Origin of the sequence: Nocardia sp. NPDC058518 (genome assembly GCF_042719655.1) — a bacterium.
GTDB lineage: Bacteria > Actinomycetota > Actinomycetes > Mycobacteriales > Mycobacteriaceae > Nocardia.
This window is the reverse complement of the sequence record NZ_JBHXNJ010000001.1, coordinates 314,389-330,634: the sequence shown is the minus strand read 5'-3', so window position 1 is coordinate 330,634 and position 16,246 is coordinate 314,389. Positions and strand designations below refer to the sequence as shown.

Here is a 16,246-nt window from a genome sequence, read left to right as displayed (position 1 = left end):
AGGAGTTTTCGATGACCACCACCAGCGCACCCGAATGGAGTGACCCGCCCCTCGAAGCGGCGACGACACCACCGGACCCGAGCGACGGGCCGTCGACGAAACGTGTGGTCGTGGCGGGCATGATCGGCACCGTCATCGAGTACTTCGACTTCTTGGTGTACGCCACCGTTGCCGGCCTGGTCTTCGGGGACCTGTTCTTTCCCAGCGACAACAGCTTCATCGGAACCATGCTGGTCTGGGCGACGTTCGCGGTCGGGTTCCTCGTGCGTCCGTTGGGCGGCATCATCTTCGGTCACATCGGCGACCGGATCGGTCGAAGCAAGATCCTGTTCATCAGTCTCACCATGATGGGGGTCTCGACCACCCTGATCGGGCTGATGCCGACCTACCATCAGATCGGAATTGCCGCGCCGATCATCCTGGTGATCCTGCGGGTGGTCCAAGGTCTCGGCGTCGGCGGCGAATACGGTGGCGCGACGTTGATGGTGATCGAACACAGTCACCGCAGCGGTCGCCGCGGACTCTACGGCGCCCTGATGAGCGCGAGCGCGTCGCTGGGCTTCCTGCTCGCTTCCGGTCTGATGGCGATCCTCACCGCGGTTTCCAGTGACAGTCAGTTCGAAGGATGGGTATGGCGAATCCCGTTCCTGCTCAGTGCCTTGCTGCTGATTGTCGGCTTCTATATCCGCCGTCGGCTCGGCGAGACGCCGATGATGAAGGAGGCGCTGGAGAAGCACGAAACCGTCAAGACCCCATTGGCCGAACTCTTTCGATCGAATCGTCGGGAACTGGCGATTGCGCTCGCCGTACCGTTCGGCCTGTTCGCCGCGTACTACATCATCATGGTTTTCAGCATTCCCTTCGCGGTCGATCAAGGGGTCTCGAATCAGTCGCTGCTCCTTGCGATGGTGACGATCGCGCAGATTATCTATCTCATCGCCGTGGTATCGGGCGGTGCCCTGTCGGACCGCTTCGGTCGGCGACTACCGATGCTGGCAGGAGCGATCGGACTCGGCGTGTGGAGCTTCGCCTTCTTCCCACTTCTGTTGTCGGGCTCCGCGGCCGGCGTGCTGACCGCCTTCGCAGTGGCACTGCTGTTCCTCGGGCTGATCTACGGACCGATGGGTGCATTCCTCGCCGAACTCTTCAGCACCAAGGTCCGGCTGAGCGGACTGTCCTTCGGGTACCAGATCGGCGCTGCGGTCGCCGGTGGACTATCTCCGCTGCTGGCCACATTTCTGGTCCACGAACTGGGCTCATGGGTCCCGGTTGCGTTCGTCGTGAGTATCGCGCTCTCGTTCACGTTCATTGCGGCCGCGATCAGCCGAGATCGCACGAACATCGATCTGACTAAGTAACGCAAGGGGTAACAATGATGGGCAACAGAATGACGTCGCACGATTCGTGGTTAGGGCTGTCGGGCAAGACTGCGGTCGTGACCGGCGCCGGCGGCGGTATCGGCAGGGGAACCGCCCTGGAGTTGGCTCGTGTCGGTGTGCAGGTCGCAGTGGTCGACCTGAACGGGGATGGTGCGTTCGCGACCGCAGAGATGATCAACTCCGAGACCGGTGTCAAGGCAGTCGCGTATGTCTGCGATACCAGCGATCCGGGGCAGGTTTCCGCTCTGGCAGGCGATGTTCGAGCCGATCTCGGGCAGGTGGAGGTGCTGGTCAACAACGCCGGGATCGTCGGAGCAGGTGACCTCATGGAAACCTCACTGGACAATTGGCAGCGAACATTCGATGTGAACGTGACCGGCTATCTGAACTGCTGTCGTGCTTTTGTCGACGGCATGCTCGAACGCGGCGCAGGTTCTGTCGTACACATCGCATCGATCTGCGGCACGAACGCAGCACCTCATCTCGGGGCATACTCGCCGAGCAAGGCCGCGGTGATCATGTTGTCACGCCAGCTCGCCGTCGAGTGGGCGCAGCGCGGTGTGCGCAGCAACACGATTGGTCCGGGGTTCATCCGAACGCCTTTGACCGAAGGAAGTTACACCGACGCGAAGTCCAAAGACGCGCGCGAACAGTCAGTTCCGATGCATCGAATCGGGCTGCCGCAAGACATCGCAGACGCTGTCTTATGGCTCGCAAGCGATCGATCGGGCTATGTCACCGGGCAGCACATTCTCGTTGACGGAGGGCTCGATCATGCGTTGCTCGGCATCGTCCGTTCCTCCGGACCCGAATAGCCACCGAGCTGAGGCCGGAGTGCGGCCTTCCCCAAATGTGAATCTGAGTAAGAAAGGACCGAGATGAGCGAGACAACTACGGAGGTATACGCGCTCCGATATGCGACCCGTCCCGAATGTATGACGAGTGAGGCGTTCTATCGCCACGATCTGTACGGCGAGACAGACGCCCCGGTGGGAATGGACTACTTCTTCTGGCTTATCCGGTCACGGGGGAAGACGGTCGTGGTGGACTGCGGCTTCAACGAGAAGGTTGGACAGACCCGGCAGCGCCAAATCACCACCGCACCGAGCGAGTTGCTCGCACGGATGGGCGTCGATCCCGCAGCCGTCGACCATGTAGTGCTCAGTCATATGCACTTCGACCACGTCGGCAACACTCATCTGTTTCCTAATGCCACCTTCCATATGTCGCGGGCAGAGTATGAGTACTGGACTGGCCGCCACCGTGATGTGCCGGCCTTCTCCTGGCCGGTCGAAGCTAGTGAAGTCAAACTGCTCGAGTCGCTACGCCGTGAGGAACGGCTGGAGTTCGTCGATGAGAGTGGCGAGGTCGGTGCCAGTGGCGTGCGGATCACTCGATGCCCAGGGCATACGCCAGGACAGATCATCACCGACATCGATGTCGACGACAAGAACATCGTGCTGGCATCCGACGCAGTGCACTATTACGACGAGATCAGGCGGAAGCGTCCGTTCTATCTTTTCACCGACCTCGGGCAGATGCTCGACTCCTACGATTCGTTGCGGCTACTCGACGAACGGCCGGACGTCGATGTGATCCCCGGCCACGACCCAGCAGTGAGCATCGGATACGACGAGGTCGACAAGGACTGTTTCGACCTCACCAGCCCGCGCGGCAGCTGATCACCTGCGAGTGGTGATCAATTGGCCTGCGCGGCAACCATCGCCGATCCCGTCGATCAATGCCAACTGTCCTGCACCTGGAACTTTGATCCAGAAGCGGTACTGACCGTCCGAATTGCTCGGAAGCGTCACTGAAATGAAGTGCACCCAATATCTCGGACAAGGAAGTTGAATACTATGCGTAAGGCAACATTCGTGGCAGCACTGGCCACGCTCGCACTGTCAGTCCCCGCTGGGATCACCTCCGCCAGCCCCGCATCCGGCGAAGGAGGCGTCAACTACACCGCGCAGGTAACCGGCTCGGCCACAGTGATCTCGACCGATGCTGGTTCACTGGCGGAGGAGGATGGCGTGTTCAAGGTCAAGGCCGGGGACGGGACCGTGTTGGCCGGGACCGAATTGTCTTTCCGGGTCGATGATTTCGTGTTCCCGATCGCCACTGAGATCCGTGACCGGACCGCGACGTTGACTCCTCGGTTCGACCTGGCCCACGCCGCTTATAAGCCGGTGGCGTTGCCCTTCGAGGACAAGGCGCCGTGGAAGAACGAGTACGACCGTGAACAGGCAGCCTGGAGTCGTTTGACCTCGACCATCGCGTTGGGTGCGTCGGTCGGAACCCTCGTCGGGGGTCTCGGCGGTGCGACGGTCGGCTGTGTGCTCGGCGGTATCGCCGGGGCTACCGTTGCCGCGGCGACGATTGTGGGTTTGTTCGGCCCGTTCATCCCGGCGGCGGCTGTGGGCTGCCTCGGTGGTGTCCTGGCCGTCGGTGCGCTGGGGACTGTGGCAGGTCAGTTGCTGGTGACCGCACCCGTCGCGATTCTGGCCGCGGTCCAGTACTTCACTACCATCAACCAGCCCGCGCCCGCGCCGGCGAAGTAGTAATTCTCCCGCCATCGAGCACACTGCTCGGCGGCGGAATTCGCCCGCCCCTGCTGAAGGTATCGGTCGCGCAGGCGCCGTAAACCCGTCACACAATCCGACTCGTTTGGTACGCATCATGTTTGAGCATTTCAAATCTGGCATCGCAGAAGGTGACGTCATCGTTCAGGTCCACTGGTCCGATGTCGGGGGCGAGTGCTTGGACCTGTTCTATGAGGCTTGCGTAAGTGCTGCGCGTCGATTCGTGATCGCGTTCAATGCAACACACGCCGACGGCAACGCGATCGTGCGCGCGAGTACTGCCGCGTTGTTGTTACCCCGACTTCCTTGTGAACGAAACTGGGTAATTTCCTGATGGCGATGCCAGATCCGCTCGACCCCAAACCTGCGGTCCACGACTGCAACAACGATCCCGGGCCCATCCATTCGCGCTTCGCGGCGATGGCATTTCTGATGATCGCCGAGAAATGCAGCGCCGAAAACTGCTTTATGCGTGCCCGCGCCGAGGACGTGTTGAAGCGGTCGATTTCGGAGGGACGACCTCCACCTGCCTGCGGTGACGGCAATCGCGGTCGCCACTCCGGGGGCCGATTTGGGGCTTGACGTCACCGTGCAGAATTGTTGTGCTCAGTCCACTGAATATCGGTCAGAACGCCATTTTGCGGCAGCCATAGACCGATGCTAAACCCTCGGAAGGTGGCACCGTGAACTCGACGACCGCAGCTGTCGACAGCGACGTGCGCGAGGTGGTCGCAGGTGTATGGGCGCTTCGACTGCCTCTACAAGGCCACACCATCGGCCATGTCAACGCCTATGCGGTGGTCGACGATGGCCGGGTGGTACTCATCGACTGCGGATGGCTCCAACCAGGCTCTCTAGAACTGTTGGAGCGCTGCTTGTCGAAGTTCGGGGCACGTTTGACAGATGTCGAGAAGGTGCTCCTCACCCATGCGCACGCGGATCACTGCGGTCTCGCAGGAGAACTTCAACGTCGCCACGGAGCCGAAGTCACCATGCACAACCTGGATGCCGGATCTTTGCAGCACCGATATTCCAACATCGCTGTGCTGCGCGACGCTACCGAGGCGTGGCTCGCGGCGGTGGGGGCCCCGCGGGCGGTTCACGCCACAGCGATTCGTCAGGTGGAGAACGGAACCGAGCAGGTCAGTCTGTTCGAGCCTGATGTAGCCATCGAGGACGGTTGGACCCTGACACACGGGCCATTTCACATCCGCGCGATACACACCCCGGGGCACACTCCGGGACACCTGTGCTACTTCGAGTCATCCGAGCGACTGCTGTTCACCGGCGACACTATCCTGCCGCGCATCAACTACTCCGCGACCTTCCGCCCATTGAGTAGCTCGAATCCACTGGCAGAGCACGAGCGCTCACTCGCGAGACTGGCCCGGCTTGATGCCCGTCTCGGGCTGCCCGGCCACCAGGACATTTTCGCTGACCCGACCGCTCGCATCAGGGATCTGCTTGTTCGCCGTCGCGCCCGATCGGCCGAGGTCCTCGATCTGCTCGCGGCAGGGTCTGCGACCGCATGGGAGATTGCGGCGCGCACCCGGCGCCGTCGACCATGGGGCGAGGTCGTCGACACCGCCAGGCTGTCGGCGGTCGGCGAGACGATGGCGTACCTGATTCACCTCGAGGGTGTCGGCCACGTGGAGCACGACTCGGTGTCCGCGACGTGGAGGCTCTGCGCGCGCCGCTAGATCTCCTCCCGGGGTTGTCGATCCTGGGCAGTTCTGGGGGGTGCGCCATCCGGCAAACTCCTGTTGGTAGCCGACCGACTCGGTTCGCCGTGGTTGGATTCTCGTACCCGAGCTCACGCCGCGAGATCGCCAGCTGCACGCCCACGTGCGAGGCGCTGACAATGAGCAGGCAGGCTGTGACAGGAAATGGCGTCAGCCGCGAGTCTCGGACGCGGTTCGATCATGATGTTGCAGCCGGTAGGTGACCAGTTCCTCGATACGAGCTTCTTGCGTCGTATTGGCAGCTTCGTCTCGCACGTAAGCGGTGCCGCCTGCTGCCATCACCAACGCCCCGGCGATCCACGCCACCCATGCCGCCGTGTCTGCGGCGAAGCCGCCGACCCACGGCGTCATGAACAGGACTATGCCGACCACGGAAAGCGCCCAATGGTCCTTCGTCGGGTCCCGTGCGATCAGCGACCACGCGGCGTAAACGGCTGTCAGTACGCCCAACCCTCCAGTGGCGGCGGCTCCTGCCGGGGTCGTGGATGCCCAGGCTGGGGTCACGGCGGTCCCAATGCCGACCGCAAACGCTGTCCAACCTGCCGTATTTGTCCGAACAGTTGCTCGCATCGCTTCCTCCTTCGAATTGCTACGATACGCGTAGCGTAGCATCAATGGGCGTTAGATTGTCCTCGAAGTGAGGTATCGGACTGAGAGAGGAAGGCGTGCGATTGGAAGGCGCGACCCCGACCAATGCGCGTGATGAGCGCATCACCGCCACGACAATGGAGCTCCTGCGCGCCAGAGGACCGCGCGCTGTCACGGTGGAGGCAGTCGCGGCTGAGTCGGGCGTCGCGAAGACGACGATCTACCGGCGTTATCGCGACCGCAGTGACATGCTTGCTGCAGCGCTGGTCTCGGTTGCGAAGCCGGAGCTCCCGCCCACGAATGCAACGGCTGAGGCGGTGCTCGAATGGGTGGTCGGTCAGTCACAGCATGCCATCGAAGGTGGCATCGGTGCGGGTGGTGCGGCGGCCCTGCTGGCCGAGGATGACCTGGAATCAACCGAGCTGATCCGGTCGCTGCTGATGCAACACCGCCGTGCACTGGCCGAGGCCCTTGACCGAATCCTGAGTGATGAACTGCGGCAACAGCTCGATGTCGACACGGTCCTGGATTGCATCGTCGGTGCCTACCTTGCCGAACGAGCCAGGTCGGGCGAGGTGAGACCGGGCTGGCAGGAGCGTGTGCTCCGGACCATTCGGCCCGCGCTGAGTTCATCGTCGACCGCGTGATCCGTGGACGCTGTCGGCATCCCCGCGGCTGCGCTGATGCGGCCGTCCGGGCGTGATGCTCAGGGGGCAGATGTCGAGCGAATAGGGAGACCCTGTACAACGGCCTGGATCAGGCGTGGATCCGTTGGGGGAGTTCGTTGATTCGCTGAATCTGTTGCGCAACATCGACGAATCCACGCTCGTGCTACCCGGGCACGAATGGCCTTTCGATCGGTTGACCGATCGGGTAGATGTGTTGGCGGAGCATCACACCCTTCGGCTCGACGAGATCGAGGGCGTAGTACTGGGCGGCGCTACCAGCGTGTTGGAGGTGGCTCACGCCATCGGATGGTCGTGACCGTTCGACGAATTCGACGCGGGAGCTCAGCGCCAAGCGCTGGGGGAGACGTATGCCCATCTGATCCGGTTCGCACGCGTGGAACGTCTGCTCACACGCCGTCGCGACGACGATGCCGGACTATTCGAGTGGTCTGTCGAAGCTGTCCGGTCACGCCGCACCGATTACTGCCGATGAACTCGCGACTGTGCTCGAGTCAGCCTATGCAGCGGTGGATCGACTTGTAGGTGATGTACTGCGACAAACCTTCGATCCCATACTCCACGCCCATACCTGAATCGTGCCTGCCGCCGAAGGGGGCATTGTGGTTGGAGCCGAAGAAGTTCACGCCGACGGATCCGGTGTCCATACGCTCGGCAACTGCCTGCGCCGCAACCGGATCGGCGGAGAAGACGACACCACCCAGCCCGAACGAGGTGTCGTTGGCCAGCGTGATCGCCTCGGCGATGTCGTCGTACCGCAGCACACAGATCACCGGCCCGAAGATCTCTTCCCGCGCGATCCGCATCTCGGGTGTGACATCGGCGAAGACTGTCGGCTCGATGAACCAGCCGCCATCGGACTGCGCGGGCCGTCCGCCGACGGTGGCCCGCGCACCTTCCTCGCGCGCGGTGTCGAGATACCCACGGACAACCTCATATTGAGCTTTCGAGGCCATCGGCCCGAATACCGTGCGTTCGTCGAAGGGGTCGCCCTGTGGCGCGGCCGCAACAGTGCTGGTGACCATCTCGACCACCTCGTCGTAACGTGACGCCGGGGCGAGGATGCGGGTGGAGATGTAGCAGGTCTGCCCGGTGTTGCGCAGACATGTGCGGATCAGCGCCGACGACATCTGCTCGAGGTCGGCATCGGGCAGCACTATCGCGGATGACTTGCCACCGAGCTCTAGGGTGGCGGGCCGCAACATCTCGCCGCAGGTGGCGGCGATCCGGCGGCCGACAGGAGTGGATCCGGTGAAGGCCACCTTGGCGGTCAACCGATGACGCACGAGCCGATCACCGACCTCGCCACCGCCGGTGACCAGGTTGATCACACCAGCCGGCAACCCCGCGGCCGCACACGCCTCGACTACGAACCGGATGGACAGCGAGGTACCCGGCGCCGGTTTCATCACCACTGTGCAGCCGGCGAGCAGTGCGGGCGCGAGCTTGACGACCATGAGGTTGATCGGAAAATTCCACGGTGCGATCAGTACACACGGCCCCACCGGGTCCTTACCGACGATGGTTTCGGCGCCACCTGCCGGAAACGGGCGCACGTCTTCGTCCTCGAGCCAGGACGCGAGCCCGGCTACATGCCGGAGAATGCTTGCGGCATTGGCGGCCGCGCCACGGGTTTCGCTGATGGGCGAGCCGTTTTCGAGGGTGTTGGTCGTCGCCATCTCCCCGGCCCTCGCCTCGACCTCGTCGGCGATCCGCAGGAGGAGTACGGCCCGCTCGCTCGGGGTCGTCTGCGGCCACGGACCGGTGCGGAAGGCACGGTCGGCGGCGGCGAGCGCGGCGTCGACGTCCTCGGCCGAGCAGTCGGGGACTGCGCCCCACTCCTGGCTGGTGGCGGGGTCGACCAGTGGGAGCCGGGCACTCCCGGTGGAGCGCGTCCAGGCACCGTCGAGGTAGTAGTCATCGGTGAACGTCCAGCGCGGCTGCGGGCGGGTATGCACAGGCTGAACTTCGGTGGCGTTCAACGGATCACCTTCGTTTTGAGCAGGGATCGGGAGCGTTCGAGATCGGCCATCGCGATCGCGATCGCGGGAGCGGTCAGCAGCTCGGGAACGATCTGCGCTTCGAGCCGATCGGTGTAGACGGCTGGGTCCATGCGGAACCACCCGGAGGCCAACGCGATTCCGGCGTGGTCGAACCGCCACAAGCGGTCGGCGTCGCGGACCAGCGCGTCCTCGAGCGAGTACGCCACATGACGGGTGTCGTGGCCGTCGATAATGCGACATACCTGCTCGACGAATTCGTCGCTGTAGCCGAGCGGAGGGAGGACCTCGCGAGCGATCAGGCAGCCCTGCCGCTCATGCTCGAAGCGGATCTCGGCCTTGCGCCATTCGCCGGAGAAGCCCTCTGAGAGGATGCGGTCCTCATCGACTCGGCCCCAGCCGGTGTCGTGCAGCTGGATCGCCACCCGCACCAGCTGTCGGTCGGCATCGGGGAAGACGTTGCACAGTCGCTCGGCGTAGGCGAGCGAGATCGGCAGGTGGATGTCGTTGGAGCGGGCGCGTGTTTCGGGGACGACCGCCTTCCAGATCGGGTCGAGGTCCGCACTGAACGCGGGGGTCAACGAGATGGGGGAGGTGTCGACCGGTCCGGGGGCTGGGATCGGCCGGTCATCGGGCAGCGCGGTGGGCATTGTGTTCGCCTCCTCAGTCGGCCGCGACCAGAGTGGCCGGGTCGACAGTCACTGACTTGAGCTGGACTGACGGATCAGTGGCGGCCTCAAACGGGATGAGTGAACCCTTGGCCAGCGCAGTGCGGACCGCCATGAAGTCCAACGGATGGTTGATGCAATCGGCGGCCAGGATGCGGTCGCCGCGGTAATACAGAACCGAGTGCTTGCCCCGCTCGCGGTCTGCGCGGACAACTGTGCGGTCGTGGCCGGATGACAGTCCGGCGATCTGCAGCTTGACCTTGCCCTGGTTGGACCAGAACCAGGGGATGCCCGCGTATTCCTCGCGCCGGCCCGCGATGGCGTATGCCGCCACCTTGGCCTGTTCGATCGCATTGTTGACGCTCTCGAACCGGACACGGTCCCCGGCCGGCGCGCCGGGCAATGGGTTCGGCAGGTTGGCGCAGTCGCCGACTGCCACGGTGACCCCATCGGAGGCGAATGCCGACCCGTCGACTCGCACACCGTTGTCGCACACCAAGCCGATCGACTCGGCCAGCTCGGTGTTGGGGATGACGCCGACGCCGACCAGCACCAGGTGTGCGGGTATCACCCGGCCGTCGGCGAGTTGAACGCCGCCGACCCGGTCGCCGCGGGACACGATCCGGTGGACCGAGGCGTCGAGCACGATGTCGATGCCGGCGGCGCGGTGATGGTCGAGCAGATAGGCGGAGGTCTGCTCCCCGACCGCCCGCGGGACCAGCCGGGGCGCGGCCTCCAGTAGGGTGACCGACCGGCCCATCGCGTTCAGCGACGCGGCCGCCTCGATGCCGATAAAGCCGCCGCCGATAACGACCACGTCCCGCACGTCGGGAACGCGCGCCTTGAGTTCGAGGGCGTCGTCGGCATTGCGCAGGTAGAGCACGCCGGGCAGGTCGACGCCGTTGAGCAGGAGTCTGCGGGGCCGCGCGCCGACGGCCAGCGCCAGCCGGTCGAACGCGAACTCTGCGCCCGACATGGCGTGGGCGACCCCGGAGCCGTCGTCGTGCTTGTCGATGCGGATGATCCGCTCGTTCTTCACGACATCGATGTGGTGCTCGGTCCAGTACTCCTGGGAGCGGAACATCAGTGATTCGTTGGTGATCTCGCCTTGCAGCCACTCCTTGGACAGAGCCGGCCGCTGATAGGGGCGGTGGTTCTCGTCACCGAGCATTGCGATCGGGTCGTCGTAGCCGAGCGCCCGCAGCGAGGTGGCGAGCGAAACCCCTGCCTGGGAGGAGCCGATGATCAAAAGTCCGTTCGTCATGTTCGCTCACACCTGAGTCGCAGGGGTAGTCACGTGTAGGTCACAGCCCTCGGTGACCTTCAGCTGGCAGGAGAGCCGGGAATTGTCCCGCCGTTCTGCAGCGGTGCCCCACAGCATCTCGTCTTCCATCTCCGCCATGTCAGGCAGCGACGCGGCGTCGGTGTCGTCGACGTAGACGTGGCAGGTGGCACATGACAGCGAACCGCCGCATTCGGCCACGATGCCTGGTACGCCGTTGCGGACCGCCGTCTCCATGACCGAGTCACCGACGGTGGCCGCGATCGTGCGGGACTCGCCGGTGTAGTCGGTGAAAGTGACCTTGGGCATGTCGTTCCTCCTGGAGTCGTTGTCAGATGAACTGGCGGCCGCCGTCGACGACAAGGGTCTGTCCGGTGACGAAACCGCTGTCGGGGCCCGCGAGATAGAGCGCGGCGCCGACTATGTCCTCGGGTCGGCTCGTCCGCCGCAGGGCGCCTCGGTCGACGCCGTAGGACTCGGCGTCGTCCATCAGCCCGCGGCTGGCCTCGGTGAGGGTGAAGCCCGGCGCGATCGTGTTGACCGTGATCTCGCGGCGGCCGAGTTCCTTGGCCATCACCCGCGTCAGTGCGATGACGCCGCCCTTGGACGCGACGTAGTGGGCCCATTTCTCCGAGCCGCTGTAGACGGTGGCCGAGGAGAGGTTGACCACCCGTCCGCCCGCGGGCAGGTGCGGGCTGACCGCGCGGGTCATCAACCACGGACCCTTGAGATTGACCGACATGACCAAGTCCCATTCGGCGGGGTCGATCTTCTCCAGCGGAGAGCGGGTGACGGTGCCGTAGACGGCCGCGTTGTTGACCAGAACGTCGATGGAGCCGCCGCCGAACTCCGCGACCCGATCGGCCAGATCCTCGGTGGATGCCGGATCGGTGACATCCACGCGCCCGTGCCAGGCGCTCGCGCCGGAGTCTTCGACCTGGCGGGCGGTCTCGGCCGCACCGTCGGTGTCGATGTCGGCGACCGCGACCCGGTAGCCGCGGCCGGCGAAGCCGAGGGCGAAAGCCCGGCCGAGGCCGCCCGCCGCGCCGGTGATCAGGACCGTGCGGGCGGCTGTCGGGTGATCGGAGAGCGACATGGCTCAGCTCTCCAGGATCTCGACGCGGCCGGTGTTGCCGTCGACACGAATGCGCTGGCCGGTCCGGATGGTGGTCGACGCCGAGCCTGTGCCGGTCACCGCGGGCAGGCCGTATTCGCGGCAGACGATGGCCGCGTGGCTCATCATGCCGCCGATGTCGGTGACGGTCGCCTTGATCTTGCCGAAGATCGGGCCCCACGAGGGAGCGGTGATCGTGGCCACGAGGATCTCGTCCTCCTTGACCTCGGACAGGTGGTCGGCCGAGGTGACCACGCGCGCCACGCCCTCGACGATGCCCGGCGAGGCCGCCATACCGGTGATGGCGCCGTCCTCGGACTCCTCGCCGGCCAGCCACTGTTGGACCTGTTCGGTGGTGATGCCGTAGAGCATCATCGTGAACGGTTCGGTGATCTGGGTGGGCGGCGTATTGAGGGCAGGTTGCGGACGATTCGTTGTCAGGGCGTCGATGATGTGACGGCGGCGCTCGATCTCGGTGGGCCAATAATGCGGTCCAGTCGACTCGGCACCGACCGCCCAGCCGGTGACCAGGTCGAAGATCGCGTCGCGCACCTCGTTGCGGTTGAGGTAGAGCATGTCCGCGGGGTCGGTCCAGAAGCCGGCGTCGGTGAACACCCGGGAAAGCTCGCGGACTTTGCGCCAGAACACGCCCATCGTCCAGTGCTCGATGTAGAAGTTGTGGTTCTCGACGTAGGGGTAGGCGGTGGCAGCGAGCTCGCGTTTGGCGTCGAACCGCTCGCGCGGCTCGCCCTGCAGGAGGTCGCGGTACTCCTCGATGATCCGTTCCTTCTCGGCGATCAGCTCGTCGACGGGCCGCATGATGTTCTGGCCCTTGTCGAGTCGGCGGATGTAGTCCGCCAGGTAGCCGAGCGGGATTTCCTGATGTTCTTTCCAGTATTTGTCGTGGCCGTAGAAGCCGTTGCCGACGGTGAAGTTGAACCAGGGGTCCTGCGCTGTCTCATACGCAGCGAGCCACTGTTCGCCGCCTGCCTCCCTGACCGCTCGCAGCGTGCCATCGACGTCGTCGGGGTTCGCGAACGCCGTCTGAAGGTTCATCTGCACGGCTTGGACCGCGAGCTTCTTCAGCTCGTCGTCCGGCCGGAACAGTTCCATGTCCACGCCCTGCACCATCTTCGCGATGGCCTGGTCCGGAATCCCGGGGAAGGCCTCCTTGCAGAAGCCGAAGAAGTCGAGGTAGGCCAGGTAACCGAGGTTGAGGAATTCGAAGTGGTACTGCCAATTGCGGTAGAGCAGTGCGATCAGGCGGTCGTAGTTCTCCATCAATACCTGGGAACCGTCCATGGCCTTGCCGGAGACGATGTCGTCGAACGGCACGGCATCGGGCAGCGCGGTGAACTCGAGCTCTTCCATCTCGTCGATGGTCGCGCGGACCTTGGCGTGCCAGGCCTCGAGCAGGCTGTCCCAGTTCTGGAAATAGTGACCGGCACGCCGCTCGAACTCCGGCACTCTGGCCGCGATCTGATCCTCGGGTACTGCGACGGGGCTCATGTACAGGTAGCCGAGGTGGATCTTGAATTCGATGCCGTTGGCCGGCGGGATCAGCAGATGCCTGGTGTTGTACTGCCCGAGACACTTCACCGCGAACTCGCCGCCGATGGTCTCGAAGGGCTTGAAAACCGTTGGCCAGTGCTGGCTGTCACAGAACCAGAACTTCTCGTCGCTACCGGGCGCGTTGCTGAAGACGAGGTTGTACGGGTAGAGGTCCTCCCATCCTTCGGCTCCCGCGGGCACCTCGATCTCCGAGGGCTTCGGAAAGGACTTCATTGTCGGCTCGATGGTCATGGGGTTCCTTTGTGCGAGTTCATGTTCAGCGATGAGTGCGGGAGGAGGTGAGACCGGCGAAGGAGAAGCCGCTGCTGTTCGAAGCAGGCGGCGTGGCCGCAGGCGCGGGGGTGCGCGAGTGGACCGTCTCCGGGCGCGATTGCAAGAGCAGGAGATCGGCTCCGGCGGGCAGGTCGGCGTCGAGCGCCCATTCGACATCCTGGGGGCAGCCGTAGTGCTTCTCGGCGCGCTTGGCCAGGGCCGCCACGCCGGTCAGTTCGTCATCGGAGAGGCACCGGACCGCGCGACGCTCTGCCGCGACTTCGCGTTCGACGAGCGAGCCGGTGACCGGGTCGGGCACGAGTTCGGCGTGCTTGTCGCCGATGTGCTGGCGGACGACGGTGAGCATCACCTTGTCCAGCAGCATGTTGTCCGGTGTCACCAGCCCGGACACCACCATCTCGCCGACACCCCATGAGGCGTCGACCACGATTTTGGAGCGGTCACCGTTGGCTGGGTCGAGGGTCATGGCGACTCCGGCGGCGCGAGCGTTGACCATCTTCTGCACCGCGACGGCCATGGACAGGTCGGCTTCGGGGATGCCGTTGCGGAGCCGGTAGGTGATGGCCCGGCTGGTGTAGAGGGAGGCCCAGCATCGGCGCACGTGCTCGCGGACGGCGTCGTATCCGGTGAGCCACAGGTAGGTGTCCTGCTGGCCGGCGAAGCTCGCGCCGGGCAAGTCCTCGGCGGTCGCGGACGAACGCACCGCGACCGGGACCTCGTCGGTGAAGCGCGACATGAGCTCGTCGTAAGCGGTGCGGAACACACCGTGCATGTCGTCGGGGACCTCGCGGGATTCGATCGCGGCCCGGATCTCGGCCGAGGCGTGATCGACGCTGGTGACGTCGTCGGGGTCGATCTCGGCCAGCTTGGTGCGGATCTCGTCGCGCAGGCCACTGCCGTCGATGAAGCGGTTGAAGGCAACCGTGGTGATGGCGAATCCGGGCGGCACGGGCATGGCCGCCGCGGTCATCGAGACCAGCGAGGCGCATTTGCCACCCAGCAGCTCGAGGGTGGGCTCGGCGCCGCTGTCGAAGAAGACGATGTAGTCGTTCACGGGTCAGTCCTCCCAGGTGACCGGGACCGCGGTGGGGGCGCGGAAGGAGAGGTTGTCGCCGAATCGGATCTCGGCGTTGTCGGCGAGGCGGAGGCCGGGCACCAGGCGGGCAACCTCCTCGAGGGCGATCTTGGCCTGGAGTTTGGCGAGCATGTTGCCGAGGCAGTAGTGGATGCCGAAGCCGAAGGCCAGGTGTTCGCGGGCGTTGGGCCGGGCGATATCGAAGGACTCACCGTCGGCGAAGCGGGATTCGTCGCGGTTGGCCGAGCCCATGAGCAACAGGATGTCGGCACCATTCGGAATCGCCACGCCACCGATTTCGGTGTCGCGCAAGGCCCGTCGTCGCCAGCCCACGATGGAGGGGCTGTAGCGCAGCACCTCGTCGACCGCGCCGGGGATCCGGCTGCGGTCCTCGGCCAGCTCCCGCCACTGGTCCGGATGCGACAGCAGCACCCGCAGGGCATTGGAGATCAGCGTTGTCGTGGTCTCGTGCCCGGCGAACAGCAGCGAGTAGCACAGGGAGGCGATCTCGTGATCGCTGATCGGGTCGCCGGCGGCTTGCATGCGGATCATGTCGCCGACCAGGCTGTCCGGTTGCGTCTCGTGCGCCTCGGCTACCAGCCGGCGGCATTCGGTCCAGTACTCGACGAGGTTGCGTGCGTGGGGCACCTGTTCATCGTCGGAGAGGTCGCCCCAGGTCATCGCGGCGCGGGAGTCCGACCAGCGCTTGAAGGTGTCGATCTGGTTCACGTCCGCGCCGATCAAGGTGAGGATAGTGATCGTCGGCACGTCGTAGGCGAGGTCTCCGACCAGGTCGCCGCGTCGCTGCGGGCGGGCCAGCATCGTCTCGACCAGCCGGACGACGTTGGCGCGGATCTGCGGTTCGAGCACCTTGAATCGGCGCGGGGTGAACGCCTTGGCGGCGACCTTGCGGATGCGGGTGTGGTCGGGGGGAATCCGCGCCGAGAGGCCGGAGTACGCGGTGAAGCCGCCTTCTGCCATGATCCGCGTGGCTTGCGGGCCGCGTTCGCGCACCGGTGCCTGCGCGTTTTCGGAGGAGAAGGTTTGCCAGTCCTCGAACACCGCTTTGATGTCGTCGTATCGGCTCACCACCCAATAGCGGATCCGCTCGTCGTACATCACCGGCTCCGCGGCGCGGAGGGCAGCGTAGGCCGGGAACGGATCGTCCTGGGCAAAAGGCTGGTAGCCGTGATGGGCCGGGCACCCGGTGGTTGCTTCGGCCGGGCTGTGGGTCGACGTCATCCCGCCTCCTGTCATGTGTGGCACGCCATCATGTGATGACCAT

The 16,246-nt window shown here is 64.7% G+C and carries 16 protein-coding genes; 7 read left to right on the top strand and 9 right to left on the bottom strand.

The features are described from left to right. Nucleotides 1–11: 11 nt before the first annotated feature. The 5 genes from ACFWPX_RS01465 (at nucleotide 12) to ACFWPX_RS01445 (ending at nucleotide 5,661) form a co-directional block, all read left to right on the top strand. Entirely contained in the window at nucleotides 12–1,358 is a 1,347-nt protein-coding gene (locus ACFWPX_RS01465) for an MFS transporter (protein ID WP_378924904.1), read from the top strand. 17 nt (nucleotides 1,359–1,375) lie between these two features. Beyond that, on the top strand, nucleotides 1,376–2,194 hold the full coding sequence (locus ACFWPX_RS01460) for an SDR family NAD(P)-dependent oxidoreductase (RefSeq protein ID WP_378924902.1): 819 nt from the start codon (nucleotides 1,376–1,378) through the stop codon (nucleotides 2,192–2,194). Between the two features lie 63 nt (nucleotides 2,195–2,257). Then, nucleotides 2,258–3,061 (top strand): N-acyl homoserine lactonase family protein, encoded by an 804-nt coding sequence (locus ACFWPX_RS01455; RefSeq protein WP_378924900.1) that lies wholly within the window; start codon nucleotides 2,258–2,260, stop codon nucleotides 3,059–3,061. Between the two features lie 177 nt (nucleotides 3,062–3,238). Next, nucleotides 3,239–3,940 carry a hypothetical protein gene (locus tag ACFWPX_RS01450; protein WP_378924898.1) on the top strand — a complete coding sequence of 234 codons (702 nt, stop codon included), beginning with the start codon at nucleotides 3,239–3,241 and terminating at the stop codon, nucleotides 3,938–3,940. A gap of 737 nt (nucleotides 3,941–4,677) precedes the next feature. Beyond that, a complete protein-coding gene (locus tag ACFWPX_RS01445; RefSeq protein WP_378924896.1) occupies nucleotides 4,678–5,661 on the top strand; it encodes an MBL fold metallo-hydrolase in 984 nt (327 codons plus the stop codon). A 192-nt stretch (nucleotides 5,662–5,853) separates the two neighbouring features. On the opposite strand, the gene ACFWPX_RS01440 is transcribed toward ACFWPX_RS01445, so the two are convergent. After that, on the bottom strand, nucleotides 5,854–6,273 hold the full coding sequence (locus tag ACFWPX_RS01440) for an SPW repeat protein (protein ID WP_378924894.1): 420 nt from the start codon (nucleotides 6,271–6,273) through the stop codon (nucleotides 5,854–5,856). A gap of 95 nt (nucleotides 6,274–6,368) precedes the next feature. Between ACFWPX_RS01440 and ACFWPX_RS01435 the strand changes: the two genes are divergently transcribed. Further along, entirely contained in the window at nucleotides 6,369–6,938 is a 570-nt protein-coding gene (locus ACFWPX_RS01435; protein ID WP_378924892.1) for a helix-turn-helix domain-containing protein, read from the top strand. A gap of 115 nt (nucleotides 6,939–7,053) precedes the next feature. Then, nucleotides 7,054–7,275 carry a hypothetical protein gene (locus ACFWPX_RS01430; RefSeq protein WP_378924890.1) on the top strand — a complete coding sequence of 74 codons (222 nt, stop codon included), beginning with the start codon at nucleotides 7,054–7,056 and terminating at the stop codon, nucleotides 7,273–7,275. Between the two features lie 196 nt (nucleotides 7,276–7,471). Here ACFWPX_RS01430 and ACFWPX_RS01425 read toward each other — a convergent pair whose 3' ends face one another. From ACFWPX_RS01425 to ACFWPX_RS01390, 8 genes are read right to left on the bottom strand one after another with little or no spacing between them, the layout of a single operon-like run. Beyond that, a complete protein-coding gene (locus ACFWPX_RS01425) occupies nucleotides 7,472–8,959 on the bottom strand; it encodes an aldehyde dehydrogenase family protein (protein ID WP_378924888.1) in 1,488 nt (495 codons plus the stop codon). Further along, complete coding sequence (locus ACFWPX_RS01420; RefSeq protein WP_378924886.1) at nucleotides 8,956–9,627, bottom strand: HD domain-containing protein; 672 nt, start codon at nucleotides 9,625–9,627, stop codon at nucleotides 8,956–8,958. The genes ACFWPX_RS01425 and ACFWPX_RS01420 overlap by 4 nt, the downstream gene beginning before the upstream one ends. 13 nt (nucleotides 9,628–9,640) lie before the next feature. After that, on the bottom strand, nucleotides 9,641–10,909 hold the full coding sequence (locus ACFWPX_RS01415) for an NAD(P)/FAD-dependent oxidoreductase (protein WP_378924884.1): 1,269 nt from the start codon (nucleotides 10,907–10,909) through the stop codon (nucleotides 9,641–9,643). Between the two features lie 6 nt (nucleotides 10,910–10,915). After that, the gene (locus ACFWPX_RS01410) at nucleotides 10,916–11,236 is read right to left on the bottom strand and encodes a 2Fe-2S iron-sulfur cluster-binding protein (protein WP_378924882.1); all 321 of its coding nucleotides are present in this window, start codon (nucleotides 11,234–11,236) and stop codon (nucleotides 10,916–10,918) included. A 22-nt stretch (nucleotides 11,237–11,258) separates the two neighbouring features. Beyond that, the gene (locus tag ACFWPX_RS01405; RefSeq protein WP_378924880.1) at nucleotides 11,259–12,023 is read right to left on the bottom strand and encodes an SDR family NAD(P)-dependent oxidoreductase; all 765 of its coding nucleotides are present in this window, start codon (nucleotides 12,021–12,023) and stop codon (nucleotides 11,259–11,261) included. Between the two features lie 3 nt (nucleotides 12,024–12,026). Further along, the gene (locus ACFWPX_RS01400; protein WP_378924878.1) at nucleotides 12,027–13,844 is read right to left on the bottom strand and encodes a PEP-utilizing enzyme; all 1,818 of its coding nucleotides are present in this window, start codon (nucleotides 13,842–13,844) and stop codon (nucleotides 12,027–12,029) included. A 25-nt stretch (nucleotides 13,845–13,869) separates the two neighbouring features. After that, the gene (locus tag ACFWPX_RS01395; RefSeq protein WP_378924876.1) at nucleotides 13,870–14,940 is read right to left on the bottom strand and encodes a PEP/pyruvate-binding domain-containing protein; all 1,071 of its coding nucleotides are present in this window, start codon (nucleotides 14,938–14,940) and stop codon (nucleotides 13,870–13,872) included. 3 nt (nucleotides 14,941–14,943) lie between these two features. Then, the gene (locus tag ACFWPX_RS01390; protein ID WP_378924874.1) at nucleotides 14,944–16,203 is read right to left on the bottom strand and encodes a cytochrome P450; all 1,260 of its coding nucleotides are present in this window, start codon (nucleotides 16,201–16,203) and stop codon (nucleotides 14,944–14,946) included. Nucleotides 16,204–16,246 lie beyond the last annotated feature (43 nt).